Source organism: Wolbachia endosymbiont (group A) of Ischnus inquisitorius (genome assembly GCF_964026985.1).
GTDB lineage: Bacteria > Pseudomonadota > Alphaproteobacteria > Rickettsiales > Anaplasmataceae > Wolbachia > Wolbachia pipientis.
In genome coordinates this window covers 570,796-595,366 of sequence record NZ_OZ034715.1, presented here as the reverse complement: position 1 = coordinate 595,366, position 24,571 = coordinate 570,796, and the positions used below count along the sequence as shown (strand labels likewise).

The window sequence follows — 24,571 nt, the reverse complement described above, 5'->3', positions numbered from 1 at the left end:
GAGCAGCAGGATAACGGTTGAGTAATTCGTCATCCCGCTACTTGTTAGTGGCTGAGATACCGCGGCGGTATGACGGTTTGCGGTGGTATGACAGTTAAGTAATTCGTCATCCCGCTACTTGTTAGCGGGATCTATCCGCAGCGGTATGACGTAGGACTGCTGTCATTCCGCTACGTGTTAGCGGCTGAGATACCGCGAATGAATCGCGGTATGACGGTCTGCGGCGGGATGACGGTTCGCGGTGGTATGACGTAGTAGCTATTTCTTGCAATCAAGTTTCGTTAAAAGTCAGATTGAATGGTTAAATCTTCCACCCAAATAACCACGCACTCTACTTGCTTGTTTGGATATATTTCTTGTACTAAGGTTTTATAGATTAACATCTGTTTTTTTATTTCATTTAATAAGGAAACAGAAACGTTACGGTGTGATTTGTAGTCAATTATGATTGCTTTATCTTGCGTTATGCATAGCCTATCTAGTCGTACTAATACTGACTTGCCATCAATTGTTCCACTCAGTGTAATCTCTGATTTGCCTTCCAAGTCAAACAAATAGCCATATTTTTCATTAAAGGCTAATATTTTACTGTAAATTTCATCCTTATCTTCGCTGATGTTATCAAGGTATTTTCTGACCCAATTTTTTCTCCTTTCTTTTTCTATCTTGGGCATATACTGCAATATGCTGTGAATAATCAGGCCTCTTGCATAACCATCTGTCATCCAAGTAGCTGACACTGGGATCCATTCTGCTCCTTCTTTTTCACTGGATTCCAGCGTCACGCGCTGGAATGACATTGATAGGTTTGGCGGAAGGGAAATGACCGGAACGTCAAAGTAATCACGTTTTTTATAAATGTAAGGGTAGTTTGCATTCACGCATAATACTTCAACTTTTTCTTTAAATATTGGCCGTAAACCCCTTTGTTTCTTTTCATATGGTTCTCCATACTTAGTGATTAGATCATACCAAGAGCCCTTTTGCACTGGCTCTTTACTTAAGATGTATAACTCATCTTCAGCACGCGTGAGTGCTACGTATAATAAACGCAAATATTCATTATAATCCTCTAGTTTTTTCTCTCTTTTTACTTGATCGCAATAAGCGTTGTTGTTTTTTCCACACCAAAATGGTGCTTCCGTTCCATCAAAGATAATGCTTTCACTGTTTCTTGGCACTGTGTTTGTATCAACCAAAAATACTATGGGAGCTTGCAGACCTTTTGATTTGTGAATTGTCATTATTCGCACAGCATTGCGTTCTGATTGCATATCATTCTTAATCTCCGGATTATTCTCCTTGATCCATTGAACAAACGCTTGAAGAGATGGGTTTTCAAATTGCAACACGAGGTTCATAAATTCGTCTAGGACCTCAAAGCACTCAAGACCTAGCCTTGCAGCAAATTTCTTCTTACCTGTACGTAATATATGCGTAAATAGTGTAAGAGGAGACTCTATGCGAGATAAGTTAATGAGATAGTTTAATTCACTATAGATAACCACAGAATAATCCTGAATTCTTTCCCATAGTGAATGCTCTTTACGATCATATGCAATGTTAAATAAATCATCCTCGGTAAAATTGAATAACGGTGATTTTAAAGCATTTGCAAGAGCTAAATCATTTGCCTGGAGGAGTAAAAATTCGGCCAAAGCTATTAAGTCCTGCACGGCTATATAGTCCATAATTCTAAAATAATCCCGGCCTACAACTGGCACATTTGCTTTTTTAAGTTCGCTTATTATGTAATCAACTAACACGTTTCGTTGTCGCACCAAAATCATAATGTCTCTTGGCTCTATATGGCGATCTTTAGCGACTAAAATTCGCCCTTCATTTAACCAATTGTGAATTCTGTTAGCTATTGTTTGAGCAAGTAATCGATCTGCTATTGTATAACCTTCCTTGCATGTCAGAGGAATTTGTAAAGCTCGCTGTTCTTTCTCTTTGCGCCTTGGTAACGCTGGCCAAATTTCAATATATCCTTGGTCATTTTCTCTATGTGGAACATGTTTTATTTCATTATCATTAAAAGATATTTCTGCGCGGAAGTTATTAAATATTCTATCTACAAGCATCAAAACTTCTGGAGTTGAACGAAATGACTTTTCAAGTTGGCATGATATCCAATCTCTACCACCAGTTTTCGTATGAAAGTATTGTTGCATATAGTTGAATAGATGGGGATTTGCTCCTTGAAATCTGTATATGGATTGTTTTACGTCACCAACAACAAATAAGGTTCGCTTTTCATCATTACCGGCAAAAAATTCATCGCAGAGATTTGTTATAATTTTCCACTGGCTGATGCTATTGTCTTGTGCCTCGTCAACAAGGATGTGATCTATTTTTTGATCCAAGTTAAACAATATCCAATCTTTATAGTTTGGATTGCTAAGAAGATTTGTTGCTAAGTTGATTATATCATTGTAGTCAAGCAGTGCATTTTTTGATTTTTCACTATTATACAAATCAACATATACTTTAAATACACCAAGTAAGCTACTGGTTCTCTTGAATATTTGATAAGAGTTCATGTCTCTTATATGGGTAAATACTACATTCTGAACGCTCTCTATTATTTGCTCTGCATCTTTGAATTTCTCCAAAATACTTTTTGTTGCAATGGATGATATGCTCTTTTTTTCGTGCGATTCTGATTTTAGAAATACCTTGGCTAGGTTTTCTACTTTAGTGTCATTCCAGCGCGTGACGCTGGTTCTTTTCTTCTGGATCCCAGCTGGGATGACAGTAGAATAAAGTATTTCACTATAACTCTGATCTCTTTTACTGCCTTCACTTAATATCTCGGCTAGTCTTTCCACGTGCTCAATTGTTTCACTCTGTAAGTCATGAATTTCATCTGGGGCGCTCAATTTATCTTTGATATATTTCGAATCATTTGCTGACGCTGATCTTTTTACACATAAAGTATAAAGCAAATCGCGTAGTTTATTTTCATCAATTTCAGTTGCAATAAGGTTGATATCATCCTGCACAGTTTCGTTATGAAGCACTTTATTGAATATGATGGAATGTAATTCTTTACATTCACTCAGCGTGCAATTTGGAGCAATGCCAGCTTCTATAGGAAAGCTGGAGATTAATTTGTAACAGAAAGCGTGTATGGTTTGCATAGTTAGACCAAGATTTTCCAGTTCAGAGAAAAGCCTTCTTGCTCTTGTTAAATAATCTTTATTTTTTCTGGATCCCAGTGTCACGCACTGGGATGACAAGTAGGGGTGCTGAGATCCCAGTGTCACGCACTGGGATGACATTGGAAAGAAATCTAGTTGTTCTAGATCTGCTGCCAACACACTATCTGAACATATTGCCCACTTACTGAGTATGCTGTGAATGCGATTCTCCATTTCGTTTGCTGCAGCATTGGTGAATGTTAAGCAAAGAATATTTCTTTTGTTTTCTAATAAAAGTCTCAATACTCTGTCTATTAAGATTTTTGTTTTGCCTGTACCAGCGGACGCATTTACCCACACAGAGAAATTAGGATTTATGGCATTTGATCTCATCAGAAGTGCGAGAACCTTATAAAAGTTGACTAGAATAGCATTATACATATAATGTAAAAATAGTGTTAGTGAAGATATATAATGAAAAGTTTTTGTGTAAAGGCGCCTGCAAAAATCAATCTTTTTTTGCATGTTGTAGACAAAAAAGAAACAGGGTATCACTTGATTGAAGGTTTATTTGTCTTTGCTAATCTCTCTAATTTTTTGGAAATAAAAGTAGGTGAGAAGGATTCTAGATACGATAACTCTACAGTTGAATTTATAAACTCCGATTCTAAAATAAATAACCAATATAACACTGTAATGAAAGCGGTTAATCTGCTGCTTAGGCATGCTCCTGTACGCACTAAAGTCACTGTAAAGGTTGTAAAAAACATACCAATTGCTGCAGGACTTGGTAGCGGATCCTCAGATGCTGGAGCTGTGGTACGTACGCTAGGGAAGCTGTGGGAGATTGATAGGACGATTTTAAATGAAATAGCCTTAAACGTTGGTGCTGATGTTCCCGCAAGCGTAGATAGCAAGCCAGTTTTTGTTAGAGGTATTGGCGAAGAATTATGCCACATTAAAAAATTCTCTTTACCTACAAATGTGGTGCTTGTGAAACCGAAAAAAAGGTTTTTGAGTACACCAGAGGTATTTTCCAAACATGAAGGAAAATTTTCTGAGCCAATTAAATGGAGCGATGACGCTGAAAAGGATTTGTTGAAGTTTCTTAAAGAGACGAGAAACGATCTTCAAGAAATAGCAATAAGCTTTGTACCTGAAATTAAGGATGTGATATCAACACTTGAGTCACAAGAAGGCTCTATACTTTCTCGCATGTCAGGCAGTGGTGTATCATGTTTTGGAATATTCGATAGTGAGGAAAATGCAAAAGCTGCTGCAGTTAATATCGGAAAAAAGCAACCAGAATGGTGGGTATGTGACACTCAATTAATAGTTTGACTTATGGATGTAACTCCCTTAATTTCCGAGAATAAAAATCTTATAAATGGTTACAGGGAAGGAAAATTTTTGGTAAACAATCAAGAATATTATGGCTCAATTATAATTTTTCCTGAAAAGGTGATAAAATTGAAAGAAAGTGATATAAACAGCAAGGAGTATTTTGAATCTTTTTTAACAGAGGAAATAGAAATTTTGTTAATAGGTACTGGTAAAACACGCAATATACTAAGTTCTTCAGTGAAGTCCTATCTTATGGAACAAAAAGGTTTAAATTTTGAATTTATGACAACAGGTTCTGCATGCAGAACCCATAACGTTTTAATATCCGAAGATAGATTTGTTGTCAGTTATCTAATAGCCATATAGCATGCTTACCCAGGACTTTTTCATCAATAGTCTAATTGCAGTAGTTGTAATTAGCCTAGTAACAGGCGCTTTAGGATCGTTTATGATATGGCAAAGGTTATCTTATCTTGGTGATAGTTTGTCCCATTCTTCGTTGCTTGGTGTTGCACTTGCTTTAATCTTTAAGATTAGCCCATCGCTTAGCATAATGCTCATTGCAATTACATTTGCTATACTACTTTCTCTTAATTTTAACAGATTATATTCTGCTGATACGATATTGAACATTGTTACCAATGTAGTTTTATCATCGAGTTTAATACTTATGTCTTTTCTTCCATCTGGCAATAATAGTATTATTAGCTCACTGTTTGGTGATATATTAACGCTCGATCAAAGTGATATAGTATTGATTTTTTTAACCTCTGCAGTAGTTACTTTGATATTAATATTTAGATGGCGTTATTGGTTAATGATTTCAATTAATCAAGATTTAGCAGTAGTTGAAAAAATTAATGTTACCTTTGTTAGACTAGAATTTTTAATCACTCTTGCTATATTTATAGCAATTGCTGCCCAACTAATAGGAATATTACTCATTGCTGCATTTTTGCTAATACCAGCAGCATCTGCAAGGCTCATTTCGAAAACTCCAATGCAGATGATTATTGTTGCAACAGTTTTTTCTGTGATCTCTGGGATATCAGGTCTCATGTTATCTGCAAGTTTTGATTTGTTAACTGGACCTGCAATTATACTTGTTGCAGCGGTATATTTAATTATCGCTTATTTTATAAGGCTAGTATTAAGCAGGTTGGCTTAATTTTGATCTCGAATGTTAATAATTTTGTAATATACTCATTATAAAACATCACTATCTTAGCACAAAATAGTTTTTGCTATACTATTATTTATATGCTAATGATAAGTTGTTAATTTTATGGAGTAAGCAATATGAGCGAAGAAGGATTTTTTTCCAAATATATATCTCAACCTGTGAAAAAATTTTATAATTATATTACAGGAAAAACAGAAGAGTCAGATGATGTAGCAGGTGATGTGCATAATATTGCACAAGGAGACTCAGAGTCTTTGGATACTCATGTACAGTCAAATGAGAATGATATCATATAGATAGCATGAGGGTCACACCATCCAAAGTTAAAAAATTCCTAGAGAAACCTGATGCTTTACGTGGTGTGTTAATTCATGGAAGTGATAACAGTAGGGTTGATTTTTATGTACAAGAAATAATTGCTAATTTGGGTGAGTATTCAGTTCAGGTGATGGATTTTGCAATAGTGCATAAGTCACCCAGTTTACTGTTTTCTGAATTGGCAAACGTTTCGATGTTTACCAGCAAAAAATTAATTAAGCTGATAAATGTGAGTGGAGGTATATCCAAGGAGTTAAAAAATGTATTGGATTATAACGCAAGTGGTCATTATGTAATGATGGTAGCAAATGATCTTCCATATAATTCTGCGACTAAAAGTTATATGGAGAGTTCAAAAATTTTTGGTGTGATTGCTTGCTATAAGGACAGCAACAGCAATCTTTGTGACATTATATCAAGTTACTTAAAACAAAATGATATAAAATGCACAAATGAGATAATCTACCATTTGCAATCTTACTTTAATCATAGCAAGCTGCCTATATGTTCAGAACTTGAGAAGTTAGTTTTATACTTAGGGGAGAGAAAAGACCTAAAACTTACTGATATAGAATTATGCTTTTCAACTTCCGGCAACGACTATGCTACACTTGATGATCTATGCTCTGCCATAGCAAGTAAAGATATGTCGCGTTTCATTAGAATTTCTGATGCATTGATATCGCAAGAAAATTTTTCACCGATAGCACTAATTCGCATTATATCAAATTATTTCCTACGCCTTGAAAACGTTTTGCTGTCAGTGCAAGGTGGAATGAGTGAGCAGGCTGCGATTGATCAGCTAAGCCCTCCATTGTTTTTTAAACAATTGCAGAGTTTTAAATCTCATTTGAAAAGTTTGCAACTTTCAGAACTTAAGAAGATCTTGGAAAAATTGATAAGCTTAGAAGTTACCTGTAAAAAAACTGATTTAGATCATAAAATGATTTTTCAACATGCACTGACGGGTAGCTGACTACTCGGATCCAGCCTTTCTTATAATTTCATCAAAATGTTGTATTTTAACATAAAATAGCTGCTTTTATGCCTACCAAAATTCATTCTTTAGTGTGTGTCTCACAAGTATTCTTTGCTAATAGGATATTTTCGAATATAATTGAATATAACTAGATAAAAATACAGATATGTTTGACATTTCAAAAATTGTAATAACACCTGAAATGTTAAAATTAGTTGCTGAAATTGATGAATTTAAAGGAGCATGGCAATTGTTTGGTAATTTAGCTCCAGAACGTTTACAAATGCTCAAGAAAATTGCAACAATTGAAAGTATTGGTTCTTCTACTCGTATTGAAGGGGCAAGATTATCAGACCGTGAAGTTGAGCAATTACTATCCAAACTTGATACACGCTCATTTCGTTCTCTAGATGAACGAGAAATAGCCGGATATGCGTATGTGTGTGAAGAAGTATTTCAAAACTTTAACAAGATGACATTTACAGAAAACACTATAAAACAGTTTCACATCTGGCTTTTACAATTTTCATATAAAGATCAAAGGCACATGGGAGAATATAAAAAATTCCCCAATCATGTTGAAGCGTTTGATGAATCTGGAAAAAGCTTGGGCATAGTTTTTGAAACAGCCTCTCCATTTGAGACAGCAACACAAATGCAAGAACTTATTTATTGGACTAGCCAGCAATTAGAGGTGAAATCGTTACACCCTCTATTAATTATTGGCATTTTTATAGTTACTTTTTTAGCTATTCATCCCTTCCAGGATGGAAATGGCAGATTATCACGCATTCTCACAACTTTCTTGTTACTAAAGTTAGGGTATATCTATGTACCTTACAGTTCCCTTGAAAGTAATAAGGAGAGTTATAGTTGATTTGCGTTTATCAGAGCTGGAGTAGAGGTATGTTTTATCTTACAAATTTTTTGCCTATTTTACTGTTCCTATTTCTTTTTGTAGGAAGTGGTATATATTTTACTATTCTTGGCGTGTCAAATGCTTTTTATCAGTTATAGCTCTTTCCACAGAAGTCCGGATATGATAAGATTAAGGATAGATGGCGATAAGGAGGTTGGATGCCGGCAGCATATAGTTATGATTTAAGAAAAAAAGCAATGGAAGCACTAGACGAAGGGGAAAGCAGAGAAGCAGTGGCAGCAAGATTTAAAATTGGACGAACTACTTTGTGGGAGTGGCAGCAAAGAAAAAAAGAAACAGGCGACTTTCAGTCAAAAAAACTCGGTAATGGAGGTTACAATCAGAAAATTATCGACTGGAATAAGTTTATCGAATTTGCTAAAAAACACGGTAGAAAAACTCTGTCGGAAATGGCTAAACTTTGGGGCAACGTTAGTATCCAAACGATCCACCGAGCTCTCAGAAAAATTGGATTTACGCGCAAAAAAAGACATATGGATACAAGGAAAGGAACGAAGAAAAACGTGCTGAATTCTTAAAAATTATAGCAACAAAAGAACCAGAAAACTTAGTGTATATAGATGAGTCTGGGATTGATAACACGGAGGACTATCCATATGGGTATTGCCAGAAAGGACAGCGATTTTATGCCCTAAAATCTGGAAAAAAAACTCAACGAATCAGCATGGTTGCAGCCTTAAGTAGAAGAAAGATAGTTGCTCCATTAACATTTGAAGGCCACTGTAATATGGATATTTTTAATGGATGGTTTGAGCAATTTTTGGCACCGATCTTAGAACCTGGACAAACTGTCATTCTTGATAATGCTACTTTTCATAAGTCTGATAAGCTTATCAAGCTCGCTAAAGGAGTCGGTGCAGAAATTTTGTATCTGCCGCCTTATTCTCCAGATTTTAACAAAATTGAGCATCATTGGTTTGCTATAAAAAACAGAGCCAGGAAAAACATTCCTCTATTCGAATCCTTTCGTCGTGCTGTTGATTCTGCCTTCCTATGACCTATTCGGACTATTATGAGAAATGCTATAAGAGGTTGTCGGGAAACTAGTAAATTCAAGCATATTCCCTCTTTAACATAACCCTACTCATAGCTAGGTATATGAAATTCTCAGTGGATGTTGTGAGTAAATCATACTCCTTCGATAGCCTTCTATTCCTATTAACCCAAGCAAAAGTCCTTTCTACAACCCATCTTCTTGGCTGTACTTTAAACCCTTGTTCTCTTGTTGGTAGTAGCTCAGGTGGCGTATCTTTGTGCACCCAAAATCTACATGGAGGCCTTTTAACAATTTCAATATCTATGTCATATTCTTCCTTTATGTGATTCTTTAAATTTCTTCCTTGGTATCCCATGTCAGCCCACATTTTTTTAACTTTAGTATATTTTGTTCTCATATTGTTTAATGCTATTTTAATACCATCTCTATCATTTTCGTTAGCAGCGCCTACGTAACAACCTAGTATAAAACCCTGAGTGTCTGTAATTATATGCCTTTTTCTACCCTTTACTTTTTTACTTCCATCATAGCCTTTGATCCCCCCTTTTCTGTAGTCTTTACAGATTGACTATCTACTATACAGGCACTCGGCTGCTCATTCCTTCCTATTTTTCTTCTACTATATTTTGTAATTTCATAATTCATTTTCTCAAAAATTCCCTGCTTCTTCCATTGCCTGAACTGCTCATACACAGTCTTCCATAGCGGAAAATCATTTGGTAAATACCGCCATTGACACCCTGTACGCAATACATAGAAAATTGCTTCTAATATTTCTTTTTTGCTATACTTTTGCGGCCTTCCTCCTTTCTTGTATGATACTCTGAAGTGTTTTTCTATTCTTGCCCATTCCCTTTCGCTTAGATCTGTTGGATACTTTTTTCTCATCTTTACCCCGTACTAAAATTTCAGATATTATAGCCTTTTACTTGTTTCCGGACAACCTCTACATCTGGCATTAAGCATAAGAGATAAATTTTTATCTCCAGATCAGGGAATGTGTAATCAAACTCAAGGAGGAGTAAACGAATATCAATTAACAGAAAAAGCTAAAAAAGAACATATACCTAATTCCTCTATGAGTTCCCCTAATATTGCAAGCATACATTCATTGAACAGTCAGAAAGCAGTTAGAATAGGCTCTTAGCATAAAGCACCAGCTCCTCTTTTGTTAAAGTGTAGGAGCTATCTTCCCAATGTTGTTTTAGCAATTCCAAGTTTCTACCTAAACTTTTTCCTGGCTGGTGACCTATACTTATTAAATCATCGCCAGATAAAGGAAATTTTGGAATATTGAATGTGTTAGCAAATGAAATGTATTCATCAACATTTTCTCCAGACTCAACACCACAAATTTTCACTAAATCACAATATAATTCTCTACCAAATAAAGATATGTATTTTTTTTGCTCTTTTTCTGAGAGTTCTGTTTTGATATCGTTGGATAGTAAAAATAGCAGCTTTTTCTTTTGCTTGTTCGAAAGACGTAAAAATTTGCTTACATATTCTCCAAGACTTAGCCTGTCATTTTTTTTAGTAGTCCTAAGGAGTAACGCTAATTTTACTAGTGCATCAGTGCCCAAAAGAAGTGGCGAAGACAGAATTTCGCATTTTACTTCTTTTGGGATAATCTTTTGCAAAACATCAGATTCTTGCATGCTCTTAAGTGTTGGAAAAGGATCATTGCACTCCAGCAATTTAAGTATTTCATCTCTTATTCTCTCTCCAGAGAGGTTTTGAATCATATGCGAATGCTTTTTGCATACGTTTAGTATTTCATCACTCAAATCTCCGACACATATTTTTGCATGAAAACGAAATGCTCTTAAAATACGTAGATAGTCTTCTTTAATTCTATCTTCAGCGTTGCCTATAAAGTTTAACCTTCGCGCTTTTAAGTCCTCTATACCACCAAAGTAGTCATATATATGGCCATGCTTATCTGCATACAGAGCATTAAATGTAAAGTCGCGCCTTGAAGCATCCGCTTGCCAATTATTGGTAAATTCTACTTTTGCATGCCTACCATCACATTTCACATCATGCCTTAGTGTTGTGATCTCAAAAGATCTTTGATTTAGAACCGCAGTGATAGTTCCATGTTTTAAGCCAGTTGGAATAGTTTTAATATTACGGAGTTTTAGCGCTTTAATCGTTTGATTGGGAAGCAAATTAGTAGCTAAATCGATGTCGTGGACATCACGCTGCAAAATTGAGTCTCTCACACACCCGCCGACAAGCCTAGCCTCACCACCAAATTCCTCTATGGCATCAATAATTAAACTAGTCTCATGGTCAACTTGCATTTAGGTTAGTACGTACTGCAAGTTCATATTATATGAAATGCTTGCAAAAGCCCTATATAAAAATATACAGGGCTATTAAGATTTTACAAGTTGTGGTGCTCGTTGTTGATGAAATGGTTCTGCCATCGATTCCTTACCACATCTTAGTAAACTTGAAGGGTTTTGCTGCTCTATGCGCTGCTTTATATCACTAACGCACTGCCCTACAACATCACCAATTTTTCCATCAGCATTTTCTGCCAATAACTTATCAAATCCCTTTTCAACCTCTGCTCTCTCAGAGATATCCTTTGAAAGGTTACAATATTCTAAGATCTCGTCTAGCTGCAGTTTTTTTGCTAATAGGAAATCTTCTTGTTCTTGCTCTTGTTTAAGTTTGGTTTCCTCTTGCAGTTGTTTTGCTAAACTTTTATTTCTATCAAGCAATGGTTCGAAATGCAATCCGCCTTTGTTTATTATATGCACAATACTACTATCATCATAATCAACTTTATTGTATTCACCTGCACTTTTTGAACCTGAATTGTCTATTAATTCATGCAAAGACAGATCTTGGTTATCAACAGTCTGGTTCTCTATAACATGTAGCTTTACCTTATACTTTTCACAAAGTATTCTGCCTTCAACGTCAGGATCACCCCATTTATCGTTACGCATAATGTTTGCTGTATAATCATCTACAGTTTCACTACGGTGCTGGCCATTGTTATCATGACTATTGACAATTGCATTTGTAAACCACTTTGGTGGATCCTTTTGTGCAAATTCCCTACAATCATTTCTTAATTTTTCGACAGTAACTTGCTCTCCTTTCTGTTGTTCTAGACTTTGCCTGAACGAGTCAAAAAAACAGCTTCCATTACCAATTGCTTGTCCTACATAGAAATTGTCAGGGTAAGGGTTACTATTTAAAAGAGTTATTTCTTGCCCTGAGATCCTGGGCCTTTTTATTCCAACCTCAACATCATGAAAGTCACTTGGTAGTTTCCGTTTCTTAGCTGTAGTCATAGTTTTTACCTTAATTTAAGCTATATACCAACAAGATTGTAACTAATTAAGTATAGCAGAAATTTTTAAATTATGCAATAGTTATAATTTTACATAGCAAATATGAGCTTTAACTGCGGTATAGTTGGGTTACCAAACATAGGAAAATCAACCTTATTTAATGCGCTTACAGAGTCAAGTGCAGCCGAAGCTGCAAATTATCCTTTTTGCACAATTGAGCCAAATATAGGCAAGATTTCGATAAAAGATCAACGTTTGAAACAAATCGCAGCAATTGCAGGTTCAGATAAGATAATTTATAACCAATTAGAAGTTGTAGATATTGCAGGTCTGGTAAAGGGTGCGAGCAAAGGTGAAGGGCTCGGCAATAAATTTTTAAGCCATATCAGAGAAGTTGATGCCATTGTTCATCTGCTCAGGTGCTTTACGGATAACGATATCAGCCATGTACACAGTAAAATAGATCCAATATCAGATGCTGAAGTGGTAAAAATGGAATTAATCCTAGCTGATATTGATAGCATAGAAAAAAGGCTTCCTCAATTGGAAAAGAAAGCAAAGCAAGGTGATAAAGAGCTAAAGAGACAACTTGAATTAATGCAAGAGGTTTTAGCTACTTTAAAATCAGGTAAACCTGCAAGAAGTTTGGAGAATATCGATGGAGATGAGATGAAGTCGCTTCAATTGCTGACAACAAAGCCCGTTATGTACGTTTGCAATGTTGAAGATACAAATGTTATAACTGGCAATGAATTATCTAAAAAGGTAGAGAGAATGGCAGAGGAAAATAAAAGCAAATTTTATTGCATTTCAGCAAAACTCGAAGCAGATATTGCAAATCTTGATAGTGAAGAGGAAAAACAGAGTTTTTTATCAGAATTTGGCTTACAAGAATCAGGCCTTGATGGAGTAGCGCGTATTATGTATGAAGTGCTGAGTATGATAACTTTCTTTACTGTGGGCCCCAAAGAAGCACGGGCATGGCCAGTAAAAATAGAGTCAACAGCCGATAAAGCAGCAGGTGTAATCCACACTGATTTTGAGAAAGGCTTTATAAAAGCAGAGACAATAAGCTTTGCAGACTACATAAAGTATGGAAGTGAATCAGCTTGCAAAGACGCAGGAAAAATTCGCTTTGAAGGCAGAGATTACATCGTGCAAGATGGTGATATAATGCACTTTAGGTTTAATGTGTAGTAATTTATCCTTTCTATTGGTTTTTTATCTAAGGCATTTTTTACTGTAGATTAATCATTTGATTATAGTATCATTTTAATTAAGCTTATGCTTGGGATATTTATGAAGAATATTTTATATTTTATATTATTAGCTGTCGTATTCGGATCACCCATCCTGTTTGCCGTAGAGCAGCTTGAAGAAAAGAAAATTGAATCAGTTCATAAAAACGAAAATGTAGGTGTAAGGAAGCAAGATAGCACAAATCAAAAAGATGAGTTGAAAAGCAACGTCGATGCTAAACAAACACAAGAAGCTGAGAGCAAAAGATTAGACGGCACTACCGATAAAGAGAAACTGCAACACAACGAGAACAAAGCTTTCGTAGTTGAAAAAACTATAAGTGAAGGTGAAAGGATTGATAAAGATTTGCCAAATGACCAGCTAGAAGGAAGCACAGACAAATTTGCTCAAAATTTACCAAATGTGGCCAATAAAGAAGTGAATAAAGATTTGAAACCAGAGCCTTTGCCTTTAAGTGCTGATTTAAATGAGAATACAGCTAACCCGCAAAAAAATCTACAAGCTGATCAGAAGATTGATATAAAAGATAATGAACTTTCAAAAAGTGATGCGAGTCAATTATTAGAGGGAAAAAAAGAAAAAGTAGAGAGTCAGTTTGAAGAAAAAAAAGTGAAAGAAACAAACAGTAATTCCAAGGACCGCAATAGAGTAAAACCTATAACTAAAAAAGATGAAAGTGAAAAGAAAAATTTACAAAAATGGACAAAGCTAAACAGAGAACCAATAAAAGAATGGGGTCATAAAGACATACAAAGCAAGTCAATATATAAACGACAATATGATAGCCTTAATGAGCATCTTCCTACAACTGTGTTTATTGATGATTACAGTAAGCAATTTTTTTACTGCATTAAGAAGAACAACTTAACTTGCTTAAGAGGAGTAATAAGTAAGCTAGAAAAAATTGGATTAACAATTCAAGAGATACTAAGGTTTAGAAATAAATTGGGTGATACTCCTCTCATTTATTCAGTTAAACAAGGTGAGGTAGACATAGTGCGCTTTCTCTTATTACAAGGTGCTGATCTTAGAGTAGTTAACAATAATTTTCAATCCCCAATTGATATAGCAATCGAAAAAAAGCAGATCAATATAATAAATGCGATTGCCGAAATGATGCCACATCTTTTGGAGGATAGAAAAATAGACAATAAAGAAAGCTCAGCAATGTACGATTGGGCTGTGAAAACGAAAGAAATACAGTGCGATAAGCAAGATGATTAGATTTTTGATATTAATTTTAGTTGGTCATTTATGTTATGGAAACGAAATAAATGATGAAAAAAATCAGATTAGTGATTTTTTAAATGCTCTGCGTGATGCAAAATACGTATCTTACAGTAAAAAAGACTTTGCTGAATTTTTGGTGCAGTGCCACAAAGAGGGCGTGCCAGAAGATTTTAAGAAAGGTTTTGGTTCTAACTTAAATGGAGCTAATTTTAACCAACTGTACCTAAGTAAATCTGTTTTTGATGGAGTAAGTCTGATTGGTGCTGATTTTTCTAACACCGATTTATCCGACGTGTCTTTCATTGATGTTGATTTACGTGGTGCTAATTTCTCCAATGCTAATTTACATGGCATTAAAATAAAAGGTACAAATTTGAGTTTTACAAAATTTGTTTCTGCAAACTTAACAGATATCGTATTTGATCAGTCTAATGTTAGTTATGCTGATTTTATCAGTTCCGATCTCAAAAAAGTAAGTATGCACAACGTAATTGGTTTGCATACTAATTTCTCGAATGTGAAAATGAATTTCTCCAACTTATCAAACTCGAATGTTAGCCACGTAAATTTTAGTGATAGTGAAATAAACGATACTGTTATGCAGAAAAACAACCTTGATAATGCAAGTTTCTTTGGAGTGGATGCATATAAATTAAAGATACAATTTTCTTCATTAAAAAATGCTAACATATATGGTGCAGAGTTAAAAGAATCAGACTTTACAGGTAGCAATCTTTCCGATGCCTGCCTTAATTCTTCTATCATAATTAACAGTAACTTCGACGAAACTGATTTAAGCAACACACAAATTTCCTATGTGAATGACGATAATTCAAGTTTTGTTCAATCTATACTAAATGGTTCCAAGATAAAACATGCATATGTTTCTGAAGCAAATCTTCATGATGCTGATTTATCCAATATTGATTTTAGTTTTAGTGAACTGCATCAAGTTAATGTCTCTAATGCTGACATTCGTCACGGAAAGTTTCATAATACTAAAGTTGCAAATTCTAACATGAATGGCTCATTTTTTGACCATTCACTATTCACCTATGTCAAGATAGAAGATTCAGACCTTTCTACAACTTCAATGTATAAGATAAAAATCCAAGACTCTCAAGTTTATAACAGTACACTTTCTCGCCATAATATTGATTCCAGTGAAATAGAAAATTCAACATTCTTTAATTTATTAGCTGATAATTCGAGTTGGTCCAATTTAAAAGTAACTAATTCAAATTTTATTGAAAGCGATTTCAGATCTTCTTTGCTTCACGCTAATGCCTTTAGGAAAACTAGTTTTTTTCTTAGCAATTTGAGTAATTCAACAATTAGTGATATGTCTTTTCACTCTTCAAGCATATATAAAAGTTCAGTTGTTGATGCTCACTTAACAGGTTGCAAATTTGATAATTCAATTTTGATTGACAATCAAGGACAGAAAAAACTTGCAGGGTTAGAAAATGCTATAACTTCAATTGGAGATTTGCAAGAGAAAATATCACAGGGTGAAAAATTTAATGTAAATTATTCTTACTTTGAATTTAAGAATATGAATTTAGAAAATGCCGATTTTTCTAATTCAACATTGAGTAGAGCAAAGTTTGTAAACGTTAATTTGAATAAGGCAAATTTTGAAAAGACCGATTTGCGCTATACTGTCTTTGATAACTCTTCTCTCATTGGCACCAACTTATCAAATTCTAATTTAGAAGGTTCTAGCTTTTTAAACTCTGATCCAAAAAGCACCATGTTAAAAAATGCAAAGAAAAATGACCGTAAAAAGTGAGGGCGTATTATTGGTTCTATCCTCCCCTTCTGGAGCTGGAAAAACTACTATATCAGCAAAATTACTTGAGCAATCAACTAATTTAGTTAGGTCTGTTTCTATGACTACACGCAAGCCTCGCCCCGGCGAAATAAATGGAAAAGACTATTTTTTCGTTACCGAAGAAAAATTTCACGAGTTATGCAAAGCTGGCCAAATGCTTGAATACGCCAAAGTTTTTGAGAATTTTTATGGTATACCAAGAAATTTTATAGAGCAAAACTTAAGCAATGGAATAAGCGTTTTACTCAGCATAGACTGGCAAGGAGCATTTCACTTATTCAAGCTCATGAGAAAAAAAGTTGTGAGTGTTTTTATACTTCCCCCTTCAATGGAAGAGCTTAGGTTGCGTTTGCAAAAGCGTAATAGTGATGATGCAAGCGAAATAGAGCGCAGATTAGCCGAAGCTCAAAAAGAGATAAGCAAACGTGATAAATATGATTATGTAATAATCAATGATGATATTGATAAAAGTGTAGAAGAGATAAGCTCCATACTAAATAAAGAAAGACTTAAAAAACTAAAAGAAAAACCAAGTCTGGAAGACTGATAAAAACATCAATTTGGATATTTGCAGCTATAGTTTCTTATCCTATTTTAGCCAATAGCACATTTCACAGTTTAGCTATATTTATTATTTTTTAAGATTAAATGGTTAAAATAGTAGCAACTGTTCAAGTGAGGTTTAACTATGACGGCAAATTTTCTCACAGAAATTAATTTTCTGCCTTTCCACCTATATTTTGATCACATATACAACGTTTAGCTCAATTTAAAAGTCAAACTTCTTGGTTGTTAGTTTAGTGCTGACAACTTAAATAGCTTTTAATATTGAGGTTTTAGTATGGGTATAGATATAACTGCACTAACTACTAATGCAGATAAATTAGGTGAATGCATAGATAAAAATAAAAAGCAAGAGCAGGATAGAAAAGACGAGCAATTGTATGGCATTATAGAGAGAAAGGTAAAAAAAGAAGAACACAAGCGTGAAAAACCAAGAGGTCAAGATGGAACCCTCAAGAAGTGTAAAAGGTTATTTGAAAAAGATGCTAGTCCTGAAGTATTAACTAAATTAGAAGAATCACTTAGAGAACAAGAAAAATATTATAGGTATTATGTCCAATGCTTCCTTCCAGTGCTAGATAAAGCAATAGAACGATCGAAAAAAATATCAAATGAAACAAAAGAGCGAGTAAAGCAAGCAATTTCAGAAATTACTTATAATAGCAAATATTGTAACCAAAATGATCGTAGGGACAGTGGAATTGAAAGTGACTACAGTAGCGATGCTGGTGATGATTATGAGAAACATTCAATCAGTAACCCTAATACAGCAAATGAAGATCAAGAAGTAGAGAAAAGCAACGAAATAACAAATAGCAATGCTCTATTACTAAAAGCGATCAAAAATGGAAATAACAGGAAATTTGAAAAATATCTAAAAGATTGCACGGATATTAGCAGCATAAAAGATGAGAAAGGAAATAATATTTTACACCTAATAGTTACACAATTAGAGAAAAAACAAAAGTTTGATTTTTTAAATACAGTACTAAATGTGAGTAAGAAGGAAGAACTTAAAGCACAACTTGAAAAAGCTGTAAACGATAAAAATGGCAACGGTCAAACACCACTGCAAGCATTGTTACTTAGTAAAGTAACAAAAGAAAAACATAGTTTTGAGACTACACCTAGAAAAATTTTAACACCTTTAAAAAAACTTATACCACACTACGATAATACAATAGTATCTGCTATACAATTGCTCAAATTAGGAGCAAATATTGATGATTTGCAGTTGTCTAAAGAAGAATTACAAGACTTAAAAGAAGAGCAAAAGACATACTATCGTAATTTCTTAGAAAAATTAGCAGAGTCAGTAAAGAAGTCTAAGTTAGACCAAAAGACAGAAAACTCGGTAGTAATTAAAATCGCGAAAATTACCGACGGTGGTTACCCATTACATAAAGCAGTTTCAGATAAAAATATAGATAGATTTAATGATTTGCTACAGAGAGGTGATGATATTACTACTAAAAATGCAGATGGTGATACGGTCTTACACTGTGCTGTGACATTAAAGAAAGAAGCAAAGTGTAACTTTACTCAGCTTATACTAGAAAAAAACAAAGAACTGGTAAATACTCGAAACAAACAGCAAACACCTCTTCACCGATTACTTCAGTATATAGAAAAAAAGAGCGGGAAACAATCATGTACAGGTAAAAATTTTGAAAAAACTAAAAGGTATGAAACCCTAGAACTATTGCTAAAAAATGGTGCAGATATTACTGTGCAAGATAAAGATGAAAAAAATGCTCTGCACTATATTGCTTCATTCAAAGGAGAACAAAAAGTTACATGTTTAGAGTTGATTTTAAATTCGGTGGAAAAAGAGAAATTTAGTAAAGCTGCAAACGCCGCTAACGAAAAAGAACGCACACCACTACAAGTAGCGCTAATTACTAAGACGACAAAAGATAAACATAATTTGGTCAATCCTAAGAGCCGTGATAACACGATCAAGTTCTGTGTAAAATTATTGCAAAATGGTGTTGATCCAAAGCAGTTAATACTACCCGAAAGATTATGGAGCAAAGAGTATTATAAAACTATAAAAGGAATAGAGAAATCAATGGGTAGAGCGCTTATTCCAGATGATATGAGAACTGAACTGAAGTGCAACTTTGGCAGGAAGTTAAAAGCACGCGATATTGTGAAGTACATCAATAATGTTGCTTGTAAAGCAGTGACAACGCTTGTATTTGCTGCTTTAGCCTGTGCAGCAATATTCAGTGCTTCTCAAGGAATTATTACAATTGCAACTGCCTCATCTATTATAGCAGTTATTGGAGTTTGTTATCTTATTTACTTGAATTTAGAAAATATTTATGAAGGATTTGGAAAAATTAAAGGAAAGTTTACTGAAGAAAAGCAACTTACACTTCAAGATAACGCACCAAAAAATGATACACAATGCAATAACTCTGTTAAAGATATAGAAAATAAGTCCAACGATTTAGAAGAGCAAGAGGTGCAAAAATCATCAAATCAATCAGAATGTGCAGAAAATCCAGCTACCAAAATGAGCGATATATCAATACTACGTCAATTCATAAATAAGCTTAGATGGGCTGACTAATAAACCCTCTTCTCTGGCGCTATGAAATCAATCTCACCGCTCAGAGTTTTTTCAGCCACTTTTTTATAATCAATTTTTACGTTAATTTGCCCTTTCTTTTCTTCAAGCCACGCTATAGTGTGCTTCATCCAGTTTTTGTCATCACGTTCAGGAAAGTCTTCACGAGCATGTGCACCTCTGCTTTCCTCGCGATTAGCTGCGCATTCCATGGTAATAACCGCTTGTGGGATCATGTTAGCAAGCTCCAGTGCTTCAACTAAATCACTATTCCACATCATACTGCGATCCTCAAGTGAAATATCAGGCATCATTTTTGCTACCTTTTTTATAGCTTTTTTGCCTTCTTCTAAAACTTCAGCAACACGGAACACTGATGCGTACTTTTGCATAGTGTTCTGCATTTCGCTGCGTATTTTTGCTACTTTTAGCCCACCGGAGGCAAATCGCATTTTATTAAATCTATCTACTATCCAGTCTGTGCAGTCTGAATGCAATTTTTTATGTGGTGTACCGGATTTTAGTTTCTCTCTTGCTCTGAGCGCTGCAGCTCTACCAAAAACCACAAGATCAAGAAGCGAGTTAGAACCAAGTCGATTTGCACCGTGCACAGAAACACATGCAGCTTCTCCAATTGCAAATAGTCCATCTACCACTTCTTCCTTACCTTGCTTCAGCGTGATCACTTCTCCATAATAATTGGTTGGAATGCCACCCATGTTATAGTGAACAGTCGGAATGACCGGTATTGGATCTTTAGTGACATCAACTCCAGCAAAAGTTCTTGCGGTTTCGCTGATGCCCGGCAATCTGAGTTTTATTACTTCCGGATCAAGATGCGCTATAGTTAAATACATATGATCTTTTTTTGGTCCAACCCCCCTTCCCTCTCTAATTTCAATTGTTATTGCGCGACTTACCACATCACGGGAAGCTAAATCTCTTGCTTTTGGTGCGTAACGTTCCATAAACTTCTCGCCCTGAGAATTAACGAGGTACCCCCCTTCACCACGGCATCCTTCTGTCATCAGGCACCCTGAGCCATATATTCCTGTTGGATGAAATTGTACAAATTCCATATCTTCAAGTGGTAATCCAGCCCTTACTACCATGCCATTACCATCACCTGTGCAGGTATGCGCACTTGTTGCAGAGAAATAAACACGTCCATATCCACCTGTTGCTAACACCACTCTATGCGCACGAAATCTATGTAATGTGCCGTCGCATAGCGACCAAGCAAGAACTCCGCAGCATGCTCCGGTTTCGCTATCCATAATTAAATCAATCACAAAGTATTCAACAAAAAATTCAGCGTTGAATTTAAGACACTGCTGATATAGAGTGTGAAGGATTGCGTGCCCAGTCTTATCTGCTGCCGCACAAGTGCGCTGCGCTGATTTTCCTTTACCAAAGTGAGTTGTCATTCCACCAAAGGAACGCTGGTATATTTTGCCATCTTCTGTACGAGAAAAAGGTACGCCAAAATTTTCAAGTTCAATAACAGCTTTAGCAGCGTTTTTACACATATATTCTATTGCATCTTGATCACCAAGCCAGTCTGAACCTTTTATTGTGTCATATGCATGCCAGCGCCAATCGTCTTCACCGATATTACCTAAAGCTGCACTAATTCCGCCTTGTGCTGCAACTGTATGACTTCGTGTAGGGAAAATTTTAGAAATGCAGGCAACTGAAAAATTAGTTGCAGCCATCCCAAGCGTTGCTCTGAGCCCTGCTCCACCTGCACCTACTACTACCACGTCATACTCATGTTCTATGATCTCATACGCTGACTTATCCATATTTACTTATTTTATCATTACAGGCTTATGATATCACAGAAGTAGAAAAAATCTATACAAGTTTTCTATAGTTAAGACGTCATGCCGCCGCGGCGCTAACAAGTAGCGGGATGACAGGAATCCTACGTCATACCGCCGCAGTATCTCAGCCACTAACACGTAGCGGGATGACGAGCTTATTGTCATGCCGCCACGAACCGTCATACCGCGATTCATTCGCGGTATCTCTAGATCCCGCTAACAAGCAGCGGGATGACGATTGTCGTTTAGCTATAAACATTAAGAAATTTACCAAACGAAAAAAAAGGCAAAAGAAGCCCCGTGGTTATTATCCGCTTTAAAATATTGGCGTTTTTTATGTTTTAAACGCTTGACAAGCGAAATTCAGCTGCTTTTAATTGCAACTAACTTACGCTGCAAATGTTTAAGAAATTTACCAAGCAGAAAAAAAGACAAAGAATCCCCGAGTTAGCTAGTCTTTTACTATCTTTGTCGAGTATTGGCATTTTTTGATGTCTTGTAACGCTTTGTAAGCGCGTTCAGCTTATTTAGATAAAAATCTAGATGTAGATGAAGTTTTGTAAAGACATACAGTATCTATATACTGCAAAAAATTAAACATAAGACGCCGATACATTAAGTAATCCTTACCTTTTAATCTGCAGATTGGCGAAAGCAAATACAATAGCTTCACTGTCGTGATAAAGGGGCTGGCAAAGCTTGTCAAGAAATTTTCTTATTTCATTTAAATTGCTTGTAACCTTCTTATACACTCATCTTTACCAAGAATCACCATGATATCAATGATTCCAGGTGCATCCATTACTCCAGTTATAGGGGCGCGTAATGAGTGGTATACATCGCTTATTTTCATATCGTGCAATTTTGCACATTCCTTGATCTGAGAAGATAAAAAACCCTTATTCCAATTTTCATCACCGATCTTTGACAGAAATGACGCGAGTAACTTGATTATATCGAGGTTAGATTTGACAATTTGCTCAGCCTCTTCACTTAAATCAAGTGGCGGATCTTGAATATAAAATTTTGCTAAATCCAATAATTCGGTCAGGTAGTTTGCTCTTTTTTTTAGCTCTGTCAGTCCCTGCAGTAAATAGCCCTTTTTTTTGTCAGTTAGAGTATTTTCTCTAAGCATTAGAGTCAGAATATCTTCATTGCTCATATTACTAATATAGTGGTTATTCAAATGCTCCAGTTTTTTGAAATCGAGCCGTGCAGGTGAACGACCAATACTTTCTAAATTAAACCACTCTATTGCTTGCTCATCGCTAATAATCTCATCGTTGCCGTGACTCCAGCCAAGTCTCAGCAAGTAATTACGCATCGCTTTTGGCAATATTCCCATCTTTTCATAATCGCAAACGCTTGTGGCACCATGCCTTTTGGATAGCTTATTCCCATCTTCCCCATGGATAAGCGGCACATGTGCAAAGCGTGGAATGTCAAAATCAAGAGCCTGGTATATTAGCAGATGTTTAAAGGTATTAGTGAGATGGTCAGAACCGCGTATTATATCAGTTATTCCAGCATCATGATCGTCAATTACGACAGCAAAAATATATGTTGGAGTGTTGTCAGAGCGTAAGATCACTATATCATCAAGCTGGTTGCTATTTACTTTGATTTGGCCGTATATTTTATCATCAATGACGATCTCTTGTGAGTCTGGCACTTTGAAACGGATAACTGACCTCACACCGGATGTCATTCCAGCGCGTGACCACATATTTTCTTCTGGATCCCAGTGTCGGCTACTTGGATGACAAGAAGGAGGTTTTGTAGTACATTTATGCTTGTATATCTTGCCCTCTTCTCTTGCTTTTATTTTCTTTTCTGCAACTTCATCCTCAGGGCAATAACAGTGATACGCCCTACCCTTCTCAACTAAAAGGTTTGCTACTTCTTTATGCCGCTCTATTCTTTTTGACTGATATACTATTTCCCCATCATAGCTCATACCGAGCCATCTTAGCCCTTCTATAATTGCATCAATTGCTTCTTTCGTTGAACGTTTTCTGTCGGTGTCCTCAATTCTTAGCAAAAACCTGCCACCATGATGCTTTGCATAGAGCCAATTGAATAAAGCAGTACGAGCTCCTCCAATGTGCAAAAATCCTGTTGGTGATGGAGCAAATCTCGTGACTATACCTGGCATATTTGTCTGTTACAGTAATGTAAATGATGATAGCTAAAATTTATGTTTGTAACAATTTAGAATTTATTTGTTCTGAGAGATAAAATTTTATTTATTTTTCATAAATTGTGTTGTATAATTTAGTATTGGTTGAATATAGCGAGGTGAGTTATGGATGGACTTGTAGATATAGCAAAATTGGCTTCAGATAATAAAGATAATATCAATTGGCGTTACACCGGCCCTTTTGATAAAACAAAACAAAGAATTAGGGGAGATAATCTCCTGCATTTAGCTGCAAAAACAGGAAAGGTTGATAAGTTTTTATCTACTTTCAAGAAAAGTGTTGAAAGTAATGTTCATTTGTTAGAGCACAATAAAGATCATGAAAATCCATTTCATATAGCAGCAGAAGTGGGGATATTATCAAGTGTAGTAAAAGGAATATTCAAGCATTTGGAGTCTGAAAAAACTAACCCACATTGTGATCCGAAAAAATTAGAAAATGTCAAGAATTATGTTAAAGAGGCATTGTGCAATAGATGTGCGCTAGATCAATCTAAAAAGACTCCTCTTGACTGGGTTAGTAAGACAGTCAAAAAAGAAATAAAAGAAATCGCAGGCATAAAAGACAGCTTCATATGTAACCAGAAGTTTCACCTGTGCTTATACATAATAGGAGCTATAGCGTGTATTGCTGCTTTATGTTTGTCTTTATACTTTTTATTTTTAGTTTCTCAATCTATGGCACTGACTACGATGGCTGGGATAATTTCTGGCGGGGCTGCGTATCTGTCAGGCAAAGTGTGTAGTGAGATACATGACTTGCATGACATGAGCACTCCAGTGGAAACTTTTAGTAGTACAGATCTTGCAAGGGTGGCTGTCTGATATATAACAAAAAGTTGCAGGCAATGATATAGAAATTTA

The 24,571-nt window shown here is 35.5% G+C and carries 18 protein-coding genes and 2 pseudogenes; 14 read left to right on the top strand and 6 right to left on the bottom strand.

Features of this window, described 5'->3' with window-relative positions; translation table 11 throughout:
* Positions 1 to 281 precede the first annotated feature (281 nt).
* Positions 282 to 3,536: a UvrD-helicase domain-containing protein gene (locus tag AAGD90_RS03040; RefSeq protein ID WP_341822127.1), complete on the bottom strand. Its 3,255-nt coding sequence runs from the start codon at positions 3,534 to 3,536 to the stop codon at positions 282 to 284.
* 81 nt (positions 3,537 to 3,617) lie between these two features.
* On the opposite strand from AAGD90_RS03040, the gene AAGD90_RS03035 reads away from it, so the two are divergent.
* The 7 genes from AAGD90_RS03035 to AAGD90_RS03005 all read left to right on the top strand — a co-directional run bounded on the left by AAGD90_RS03035 (position 3,618) and on the right by AAGD90_RS03005 (position 8,904).
* Positions 3,618 to 4,484 (top strand): 4-(cytidine 5'-diphospho)-2-C-methyl-D-erythritol kinase, encoded by an 867-nt coding sequence (locus AAGD90_RS03035; protein WP_341822126.1) that lies wholly within the window; start codon positions 3,618 to 3,620, stop codon positions 4,482 to 4,484.
* A gap of 3 nt (positions 4,485 to 4,487) precedes the next feature.
* Positions 4,488 to 4,853 carry an Mth938-like domain-containing protein gene (locus AAGD90_RS03030; protein ID WP_151808071.1) on the top strand — a complete coding sequence of 122 codons (366 nt, stop codon included), beginning with the start codon at positions 4,488 to 4,490 and terminating at the stop codon, positions 4,851 to 4,853.
* Between the two features lies 1 nt (position 4,854).
* The gene (locus AAGD90_RS03025; protein ID WP_341822125.1) at positions 4,855 to 5,655 is read left to right on the top strand and encodes a metal ABC transporter permease; all 801 of its coding nucleotides are present in this window, start codon (positions 4,855 to 4,857) and stop codon (positions 5,653 to 5,655) included.
* A 131-nt stretch (positions 5,656 to 5,786) separates the two neighbouring features.
* Complete coding sequence (locus AAGD90_RS03020) at positions 5,787 to 5,966, top strand: hypothetical protein (RefSeq protein ID WP_010082539.1); 180 nt, start codon at positions 5,787 to 5,789, stop codon at positions 5,964 to 5,966.
* A 5-nt stretch (positions 5,967 to 5,971) separates the two neighbouring features.
* A complete protein-coding gene (gene holA / locus AAGD90_RS03015) occupies positions 5,972 to 6,964 on the top strand; it encodes a DNA polymerase III subunit delta (RefSeq protein ID WP_341822124.1) in 993 nt (330 codons plus the stop codon).
* 169 nt (positions 6,965 to 7,133) lie between these two features.
* Positions 7,134 to 7,844, top strand: a complete 711-nt coding sequence (locus tag AAGD90_RS03010; protein ID WP_341822123.1) for a Fic family protein — start codon at positions 7,134 to 7,136, stop codon at positions 7,842 to 7,844.
* Positions 7,845 to 8,044: 200 nt separating this feature from the next.
* Positions 8,045 to 8,904 (top strand): IS630 family transposase gene (locus AAGD90_RS03005; RefSeq protein ID WP_156518142.1). Its coding sequence is split into 2 segments (ribosomal slippage): positions 8,045 to 8,369 and positions 8,369 to 8,904, totalling 861 coding nucleotides; the frame shifts between segments, so codons are not numbered across the junction.
* 55 nt (positions 8,905 to 8,959) lie between these two features.
* On the opposite strand, the pseudogene AAGD90_RS03000 reads toward AAGD90_RS03005, so the two are convergent.
* Positions 8,960 to 9,792 (bottom strand): annotated as a pseudogene (locus AAGD90_RS03000) (IS5 family transposase).
* A 109-nt stretch (positions 9,793 to 9,901) separates the two neighbouring features.
* Between AAGD90_RS03000 and AAGD90_RS02995 the strand changes: the two are divergent.
* Positions 9,902 to 10,051, top strand: coding sequence for a hypothetical protein (locus tag AAGD90_RS02995; protein ID WP_341822122.1), 150 nt, complete (start codon positions 9,902 to 9,904; stop codon positions 10,049 to 10,051).
* On the opposite strand, the gene AAGD90_RS02990 is transcribed toward AAGD90_RS02995, so the two are convergent.
* Both AAGD90_RS02990 and AAGD90_RS02985 read right to left on the bottom strand, forming a co-directional pair.
* Positions 10,035 to 11,210, bottom strand: a complete 1,176-nt coding sequence (locus AAGD90_RS02990) for a CCA tRNA nucleotidyltransferase (protein WP_213862916.1) — start codon at positions 11,208 to 11,210, stop codon at positions 10,035 to 10,037. The two genes, AAGD90_RS02995 and AAGD90_RS02990, sit on opposite strands and share 17 nt — an antisense overlap.
* 75 nt (positions 11,211 to 11,285) lie before the next feature.
* The gene (locus AAGD90_RS02985; RefSeq protein ID WP_341822121.1) at positions 11,286 to 12,218 is read right to left on the bottom strand and encodes a hypothetical protein; all 933 of its coding nucleotides are present in this window, start codon (positions 12,216 to 12,218) and stop codon (positions 11,286 to 11,288) included.
* 102 nt (positions 12,219 to 12,320) lie between these two features.
* Between AAGD90_RS02985 and ychF the strand changes: the two genes are divergently transcribed.
* From ychF to AAGD90_RS02960, 5 genes and pseudogenes are all read left to right on the top strand, one after another.
* Positions 12,321 to 13,415: a redox-regulated ATPase YchF gene (gene ychF / locus AAGD90_RS02980; RefSeq protein WP_341822120.1), complete on the top strand. Its 1,095-nt coding sequence runs from the start codon at positions 12,321 to 12,323 to the stop codon at positions 13,413 to 13,415.
* Between the two features lie 102 nt (positions 13,416 to 13,517).
* Positions 13,518 to 14,702, top strand: a complete 1,185-nt coding sequence (locus tag AAGD90_RS02975) for an ankyrin repeat domain-containing protein (protein WP_341822118.1) — start codon at positions 13,518 to 13,520, stop codon at positions 14,700 to 14,702.
* A complete protein-coding gene (locus AAGD90_RS02970) occupies positions 14,695 to 16,500 on the top strand; it encodes a pentapeptide repeat-containing protein (RefSeq protein WP_341822117.1) in 1,806 nt (601 codons plus the stop codon). Before AAGD90_RS02975 ends, AAGD90_RS02970 begins: the two co-directional genes overlap by 8 nt.
* Positions 16,484 to 17,089: a guanylate kinase gene (gene gmk, locus AAGD90_RS02965; RefSeq protein WP_015588988.1), complete on the top strand. Its 606-nt coding sequence runs from the start codon at positions 16,484 to 16,486 to the stop codon at positions 17,087 to 17,089. Before AAGD90_RS02970 ends, gmk begins: the two co-directional genes overlap by 17 nt.
* 294 nt (positions 17,090 to 17,383) lie before the next feature.
* Positions 17,384 to 19,709, top strand: a pseudogene (locus tag AAGD90_RS02960) (ankyrin repeat domain-containing protein).
* Here the strand turns inward: AAGD90_RS02960 and sdhA are convergent.
* Positions 19,681 to 21,486: a succinate dehydrogenase flavoprotein subunit gene (gene sdhA, locus AAGD90_RS02955; RefSeq protein ID WP_213862922.1), complete on the bottom strand. Its 1,806-nt coding sequence runs from the start codon at positions 21,484 to 21,486 to the stop codon at positions 19,681 to 19,683. The pseudogene AAGD90_RS02960 and the gene sdhA sit on opposite strands and share 29 nt — an antisense overlap.
* 745 nt (positions 21,487 to 22,231) lie before the next feature.
* The gene (gene gltX, locus AAGD90_RS02950) at positions 22,232 to 23,662 is read right to left on the bottom strand and encodes a glutamate--tRNA ligase (RefSeq protein ID WP_341822115.1); all 1,431 of its coding nucleotides are present in this window, start codon (positions 23,660 to 23,662) and stop codon (positions 22,232 to 22,234) included.
* 150 nt (positions 23,663 to 23,812) lie between these two features.
* On the opposite strand from gltX, the gene AAGD90_RS02945 reads away from it, so the two are divergent.
* The gene (locus tag AAGD90_RS02945; RefSeq protein ID WP_341822114.1) at positions 23,813 to 24,532 is read left to right on the top strand and encodes a hypothetical protein; all 720 of its coding nucleotides are present in this window, start codon (positions 23,813 to 23,815) and stop codon (positions 24,530 to 24,532) included.
* Positions 24,533 to 24,571: the final 39 nt, after the last annotated feature.

What these genes read in the sequence shown, in the direction of transcription:
- AAGD90_RS02985 (WP_341822121.1), bottom strand. Translation starts at nt 12,218, where the DNA reads ATGACTACAGCTAAGAAACGGAAACTACCAAGTGACTTTCATGATGTT.
- gltX (WP_341822115.1), bottom strand. Translation starts at nt 23,662, where the DNA reads ATGCCAGGTATAGTCACGAGATTTGCTCCATCACCAACAGGATTTTTG.
- AAGD90_RS03040 (WP_341822127.1), bottom strand. Translation starts at nt 3,536, where the DNA reads ATGAGATCAAATGCCATAAATCCTAATTTCTCTGTGTGGGTAAATGCG.
- AAGD90_RS03025 (WP_341822125.1), top strand. Translation starts at nt 4,855, where the DNA reads ATGCTTACCCAGGACTTTTTCATCAATAGTCTAATTGCAGTAGTTGTA.
- sdhA (WP_213862922.1), bottom strand. Translation starts at nt 21,486, where the DNA reads ATGGATAAGTCAGCGTATGAGATCATAGAACATGAGTATGACGTGGTA.
- ychF (WP_341822120.1), top strand. Translation starts at nt 12,321, where the DNA reads ATGAGCTTTAACTGCGGTATAGTTGGGTTACCAAACATAGGAAAATCA.
- AAGD90_RS02975 (WP_341822118.1), top strand. Translation starts at nt 13,518, where the DNA reads ATGAAGAATATTTTATATTTTATATTATTAGCTGTCGTATTCGGATCA.
- AAGD90_RS02990 (WP_213862916.1), bottom strand. Translation starts at nt 11,210, where the DNA reads ATGCAAGTTGACCATGAGACTAGTTTAATTATTGATGCCATAGAGGAA.
- holA (WP_341822124.1), top strand. Translation starts at nt 5,972, where the DNA reads ATGAGGGTCACACCATCCAAAGTTAAAAAATTCCTAGAGAAACCTGAT.
- AAGD90_RS02995 (WP_341822122.1), top strand. Translation starts at nt 9,902, where the DNA reads ATGTGTAATCAAACTCAAGGAGGAGTAAACGAATATCAATTAACAGAA.
- gmk (WP_015588988.1), top strand. Translation starts at nt 16,484, where the DNA reads ATGACCGTAAAAAGTGAGGGCGTATTATTGGTTCTATCCTCCCCTTCT.
- AAGD90_RS03010 (WP_341822123.1), top strand. Translation starts at nt 7,134, where the DNA reads ATGTTTGACATTTCAAAAATTGTAATAACACCTGAAATGTTAAAATTA.
- AAGD90_RS03035 (WP_341822126.1), top strand. Translation starts at nt 3,618, where the DNA reads ATGAAAAGTTTTTGTGTAAAGGCGCCTGCAAAAATCAATCTTTTTTTG.
- AAGD90_RS03020 (WP_010082539.1), top strand. Translation starts at nt 5,787, where the DNA reads ATGAGCGAAGAAGGATTTTTTTCCAAATATATATCTCAACCTGTGAAA.
- AAGD90_RS02945 (WP_341822114.1), top strand. Translation starts at nt 23,813, where the DNA reads ATGGATGGACTTGTAGATATAGCAAAATTGGCTTCAGATAATAAAGAT.
- AAGD90_RS02970 (WP_341822117.1), top strand. Translation starts at nt 14,695, where the DNA reads ATGATTAGATTTTTGATATTAATTTTAGTTGGTCATTTATGTTATGGA.
- AAGD90_RS03030 (WP_151808071.1), top strand. Translation starts at nt 4,488, where the DNA reads ATGGATGTAACTCCCTTAATTTCCGAGAATAAAAATCTTATAAATGGT.